Annotated in this window: 6 protein-coding genes; all 6 read left to right on the top strand. The window is 64.5% G+C overall.

From position 1 onward, the window contains the following. The coding region (locus AC1D00_RS24110; protein ID WP_477012367.1) for a class I SAM-dependent methyltransferase at nucleotides 1–851 on the top strand (851 nt) is incomplete at its 5' end. After that, a complete protein-coding gene (locus AC1D00_RS24115; protein WP_477012368.1) occupies nucleotides 844–2,751 on the top strand; it encodes an N-acetylneuraminate synthase family protein in 1,908 nt (635 codons plus the stop codon). The genes AC1D00_RS24110 and AC1D00_RS24115, both read left to right, overlap by 8 nt. Continuing rightward, nucleotides 2,751–3,440 carry an acylneuraminate cytidylyltransferase family protein gene (locus AC1D00_RS24120; RefSeq protein WP_404558058.1) on the top strand — a complete coding sequence of 230 codons (690 nt, stop codon included), beginning with the start codon at nucleotides 2,751–2,753 and terminating at the stop codon, nucleotides 3,438–3,440. Before AC1D00_RS24115 ends, AC1D00_RS24120 begins: the two co-directional genes overlap by 1 nt. Continuing rightward, on the top strand, nucleotides 3,433–4,197 hold the full coding sequence (locus AC1D00_RS24125) for an SDR family oxidoreductase (protein WP_477012369.1): 765 nt from the start codon (nucleotides 3,433–3,435) through the stop codon (nucleotides 4,195–4,197). The genes AC1D00_RS24120 and AC1D00_RS24125 overlap by 8 nt, the downstream gene beginning before the upstream one ends. Then, nucleotides 4,194–5,042, top strand: a complete 849-nt coding sequence (locus AC1D00_RS24130) for a sugar phosphate isomerase/epimerase family protein (RefSeq protein WP_477012370.1) — start codon at nucleotides 4,194–4,196, stop codon at nucleotides 5,040–5,042. Before AC1D00_RS24125 ends, AC1D00_RS24130 begins: the two co-directional genes overlap by 4 nt. Further along, the coding region (locus AC1D00_RS24135; RefSeq protein WP_477012371.1) for an SDR family NAD(P)-dependent oxidoreductase at nucleotides 5,039–5,600 on the top strand (562 nt) is incomplete at its 3' end. The genes AC1D00_RS24130 and AC1D00_RS24135, both read left to right, overlap by 4 nt.

Genomic DNA, 5,600 nt, shown 5'->3' on the forward strand with positions numbered 1-5,600 from the left:
GGGAGGACCTGCACTACGCTTTGCAACGCTACGTCACGCGTCGGTTGCCGCGTCCGGAAAAGCAAATCAGGTCGATCCATACGTTTGCCCAGCAGCTGCTCCGCACCTATTCCGAATACGGCATTCGGTCGCCTCAGGCATCGACGTTCTTCGAATTCGGCGCTGGCCGCGACCTGGTCATTCCGCTCACGTTCAGCGCCCATGGCGCCAAACGCTTCATCACCGTCGACATCGAGCGGCTGTCCAAGCTCGACCTGATCCGCTCCAACGCCGCGATCATTTCCAAAGCGACCGGGGCCGATCGCCTCGGGATAGACTCCTGGGACGATCTCGAGCGCCTTTGGAATATCGAGTACCGCGCGCCCGCCGATGCCCGCGCAACGGATCTGCCGGCGAACTGCATCGACTGCGCGGTCTCGGTCGAAACTCTCGAACACATTCCGAAGGCCGATATTGCGGCGATTCTCAAGGAGCTGCGGCGCGTCCTCCGCCCGGACGGCGTGGCCCTGATGCAGATCGATTACGGCGATCATTTCAAGGGATTCGATCCTGCCATCAGCTCATTTAACTTCCTGACGTACTCCGACGAGGAATGGCGCCCATTTCAGTCGCGTTTCCAGTACGTCAACCGCCTGCGCCACAGCGAGTACCTGCAACTGTTCAACGACGCCGGTTTTCAGATATTAAGCGACCAGCCCGACTGCAGGTCGCCTGAGCCTGCGATCATGGAGCGGTTGGCACCCCAATTCCGCCAGTTTTCGGAACGGGATTTGTTCACGCTCGGCTCGTTGATCGTGGCCAGGCCGACAGATCCAGGCAAAGATGTTGAGAGGACCAGAGCGAATGGCTGACGCATCAGTTCGCATCGGCGACCGCCTTCTGGGAGACGGCGAGCCCTGCTACGTCATCGCCGAGGTCGGCAACAACCACAATGGCGACTTCGACCGTGCCATCGCGCTGGTCGATGCGGCGGTCGCCGCCGGCGCGGATTGCGCCAAATTCCAGATGCGCAAGCTCGACGAGGTCTACCGCGCCTCCTCGCTCTCCGGAAAGGACGACGACCTTGCGGTCGAATACACGCTCGATCTGCTCCGCCGTTTCGAGCTGACGACGGAGCAGCAGAAGAAGATCGCCGACTACTGTGCCTCGAAGGGCATTCAGTATCTGTGCACGCCCTGGGACGCGAAGAGCGTCGCGATGCTCGAAGGCTTCGGCGTGCGAGCCTACAAGGTCGCCTCCGCCGATCTGACCAACCTTCCCCTGCTCGCCAAACTCGTCGCGACCGGCAAGACGCTGATCGTCTCGACCGGCATGAGCACGACGGAGGAGATCAAGACCGCCGCGAGATTCCTCGACGAGCGCAACGCAGGTTACGTCCTCCTGCATTGCCAGAGCACCTATCCGGCTGCACTTCACAACATCCATCTGCGCTTCATGGAAACGCTGCGCGAGATTCATCCCATGGTCGGCTATTCCGGACACGAGCGCGGCATTGCCGTGTCAATGGCCGCGGTGGCGCTCGGCGCCGTCGTCATCGAGCGCCACATCACCCTCGACCGCGAGATGGAGGGTCCCGACCACGCCGCGAGCCTGGAGCCGGAGGAATTCAAGACGCTGGTCTCGGGCATCCGCGAGATCGAGGCCGCGCGTGGCGAGAAACTGGCCGAACGCGCGTTGAGCCAGGGCGAGCTGATCAACCGCGAGAACCTCGCGAAAAGCCTGGTCGCTGCGCGCGACCTTGCGCCGGGCACCGTGATCTCCGAAAGCGATATCGCAGTGAAGAGCCCGGGACAGGGCCTGTCGCCGCTGAAGATGCCGGCGCTGCTCGGCCGCAAGCTGACGCGGACGATGGCGGCCGACGACTATTTCTTCCAGAGCGACCTCGACGAGGGCGCCGCAACGGCGCGGCGCTACCACTTCGACCGTCCCTGGGGCGTGCCGGTGCGCTATTACGACATCGAGCGCTTCCTGGAGATCTGCGAGCCCGACATCATCGAATTCCATCTCAGCTACAGCGACATGGAGCGCGATCCGGCGGCATATCTTTCCGGCACCTACGATCTTGGCTTCGTCGTGCATGCGCCGGAGCTGTTTGCCGGCTCCAAGCTGATGGACCTCGCAACCCCCGACGAGGCGCTGCGGCGCTACTCGCTCGAGCAGACGCAGGCGGTGATCAACATCACCCGCAGGCTGAAGAAATTCTTCCCCAAAACCAAACGGCCGCCGATCGTCGCCAATATCGGCGGCTTCACCATGGACGCACCATTGTCGCCGGAGGAGAAGGCCGAGCGTTATCGGATCTTCGCGCAGAGCCTGAAACAGCTCGACATGGACGGCGTCGAGCTGACGCCGCAGACCATGGCACCGTTCCCCTGGCATTTCGGCGGCCAGCGCCATCAGAACATCTTCATCCTCCCGGAGGAGTCGGCGGCGTTCTGCGCCAAGCATGGTTTGCGCATGTGCGTCGACATCTCGCACACAAAACTCGCCGCCAATCATTTCGGCTTCGACTTCGCGCAAGGCCTCGCCCAGCTCGGCCCCCATACCGCGCACCTGCATTTCGGCGACGCCAAGGGGCTCGACGGCGAAGGCGTCCAGATCGGCGAAGGCGAGATCGATTTCGACGAGATCGGAAAAGTGCTGCGCAGGCATGCGCCCACCGCGTCCTTCATTCCCGAGATCTGGCAGGGCCACAAGAACATGGGCGAAGGCTTCTGGACCGCGCTCGAGCGTCTCGAGGGACATATCTGATGGCGCCCAAGACACTGGCCGTGATCGCCGCACGCGGGGGATCGAAAGGCATCCCCCACAAGAACCTGCTCGATCTCTGCGGCAAGCCGCTGATCGCCTGGACGGTCGAGCAGGCGCGCGCTGCGCGCGGCGTCGACGTGGTGGCGGTCTCTTCCGACAGCGACAAGATTCTGCAGGCGGCAGAAGCCGCCGGCGCGGTGGGCGTGCGGCGTCCCGACGACATTTCGGGCGACCTCGCCTCCTCCGAGTCCGCCTGGCTGCATGCGCTCAACGCCATCGACGAGCGGATGGGCCGCTTCGAGCGCATCGTCGCGCTCCAGGCCACCTCACCGATCCGCGAGCCCGACGACATCGAGAAGGCGCTTGCGACCTTCGATCGCGAGCAGCTCGACAGCCTGCTCTCGGTTTGCGAGGTCGAGGATTATTTCAACTGGCGAATCGGCGCGAGCGGACCCGAGCCGATCAACTACGACTTCCGCAATCGCCGCATGCGGCAGCAGATCGAGAAGCGCTACCTGGAGAACGGCTCGTTCTACGTGTTGATTCCTTCACTCCTGCGCGAACAGAACAATCGTCTCGGCGGCAAGATCGGCTTTCACGTGATGGAGCGCCACAAGATGTTCCAGATCGACCGCCCGGAAGACGTCAAGCTCTGTGGCGCCATCATGCGCAGTTACGGCTATGCCTAATCTCAGCGCCTTCTCTCTCGCAGGCAAGATCGCCGTCGTAACGGGCGCCTCGCGCGGCATTGGCGCTGCGATTGCGAGCGGCCTGAAGGATGCCGGTGCCACGGTATTCGGTCTCAGCCGTTCCGGGACTGCGCCGCAGGGCGTGACCGCGATTGCCTGCGATCTCTCCGATGATGCCGCGATCGGGCGCGCTTTCAACGCCATCGCGGCGCAAGGCGGACGTATCGACGCGTTGGTCAACGCGGCCGGGATCAGCCTTCCCCCGCAGAGCGCCGAAAGCGAGCTGGCGCGCTTCCGCGCCACGGTCGCGACCGACCTCACCGGCGTCTACGCCACGATCCTTGCCGCCTATCCGCTTCTGAAGACGACGGGCTCGGCCGCGATCATCAACGTCACCAGCATCAACTCGATCCGCGGTTTCCCTGGCAATCCCGGCTACGTCGCGGCGAAGGCCGGACTCGCCGGGCTGACGCGCGCACTGGCCGCCGACTATGCGCCCGACGGCATCCGCGTCAACGCGCTGGCGCCGGGTTATGTCGCAACCGAGATGACCGCAAAGAGTTATGCCGATCCCGCCATGCACGAGGATCGGCGCCGCCACACCATGCTCGGCCGATGGGGACAGCCCGCCGACATGGTGGGCGCCGCGATCTTCCTGGCGTCGGACGCATCGGCCTATGTGACGGGCCAGGAGATCTTCGTCGACGGCGGCTGGACCGCCAAGGGCCTCGCCATCAGCTCGGATAGCAAATCGTGACCGCAACGCTGCAACGCATCGGCTTCATGCAGGGACGTCTGTCGACCCTGGTCGACGGCAAGATCCAGGCGTTCCCGTGGAACGAATGGCGCGAGGAATTTCCCCGTGCGAAGGCGCTCGGCCTGACGCGGATGGAATGGACCATCGACCAGGAAGGGCTGCGGGAAAATCCGCTCACGACCGAAGCCGGCCAGACGGAGATCGCCGCGCTGTCGCGCGAGAATGGCCTACGCATTCCGAGCCTGACCGGCGATTGCTTCATGCAGGCGCCGTTCTGGAAGGTCGACGCCGTCGTACGCGACGCGCTCGTCAACGATCTCGATCTGCTGATCGCCGCCTGTAGCCGGATCGGCATCGAATTCATCGTGATCCCGCTGGTCGACAACGGCAAGATCGAACGCGAAAGCGAAAGCGATACGCTCAAGCGGGTGCTGATCGCCCGCCGCGAACAGCTTGCAAGACAAAACGCCAAGATCGTGTTCGAATCCGATCTGCCGCCGCGCGAACTCGCCCGCTTCATGGAAGCCTTTCCGGCCGATGTCTTCGGCATCAACTACGACAGCGGCAACAGCGCCTCGCTCGGCTATGACAGCACCGAGGAGATCGAAGCCTACGCACCGCGGATCCTCAATGTGCATGTGAAGGACCGCATGCGCGGCGGCACGACCGTGCCGCTCGGCACCGGCAACGCCGATCTCGCCAAGACGATCCGGCTGATCGAGCGCTCCGGCTACAGGGGGCAGTACATCCTGCAAACCGCACGCGCCGCGGACGGCGACCACGCGGGCGCGCTCGCCGGATATCGCGACATGACGGTCGGGTGGATCGAGGACGCGATGCGATGAAGCTCGAACTCGACGATCATGTCGCCCTCGTCACCGGCGCCAGCCGCGGCATCGGCCTTGCCATTGCCGCTTCGCTTGCCGCCGAGGGAGCGAAGGTCGCGCTGGCTGCACGCGGCTCCGACGCCCTGAACGAGGCACGTGCGACCGTCGGCGGAGACAGCTCGATCCATGTTGCTGATGTCACCGATCCGGCCGCCGCCGCGGCACTGGTGCAGGACGTCGACAAGCGGTGGGGCCGCCTCGACATCCTCGTCTGCAACGTCGGCAGCGGCGCGTCCGTGCCGCCGGGTAAGGAAACGGCGGCGGAATGGTCGCGGGTGATGGACCTCAATCTCTTCGCCACCACCAACGCGATCGAAGCCGCACGCCCGCTGATGGCGCGCGGCAGCGGCGACCGGTCCATCATCTGCATCTCCTCGATCGCCGGCATGGCGGCGCTCGGCGCGCCCGTGACCTACTACGCCGCGAAAGCGGCGCTGAACGCGACCGTACGCGGACTGGCGCGGCCGCTGGCGCTTGACGGCATCCGCATCAACGCGGTCGCGCCGGGCAATGTCC

The organism is Bradyrhizobium sp. P2_E8, from assembly GCF_056403875.1.

Coding starts and splice junctions, on each gene's coding strand:
- AC1D00_RS24115 (WP_477012368.1), top strand. CDS start 844: ATGGCTGACGCATCAGTTCGCATCGGCGACCGCCTTCTGGGAGACGGC.
- AC1D00_RS24120 (WP_404558058.1), top strand. CDS start 2,751: ATGGCGCCCAAGACACTGGCCGTGATCGCCGCACGCGGGGGATCGAAA.
- AC1D00_RS24125 (WP_477012369.1), top strand. CDS start 3,433: ATGCCTAATCTCAGCGCCTTCTCTCTCGCAGGCAAGATCGCCGTCGTA.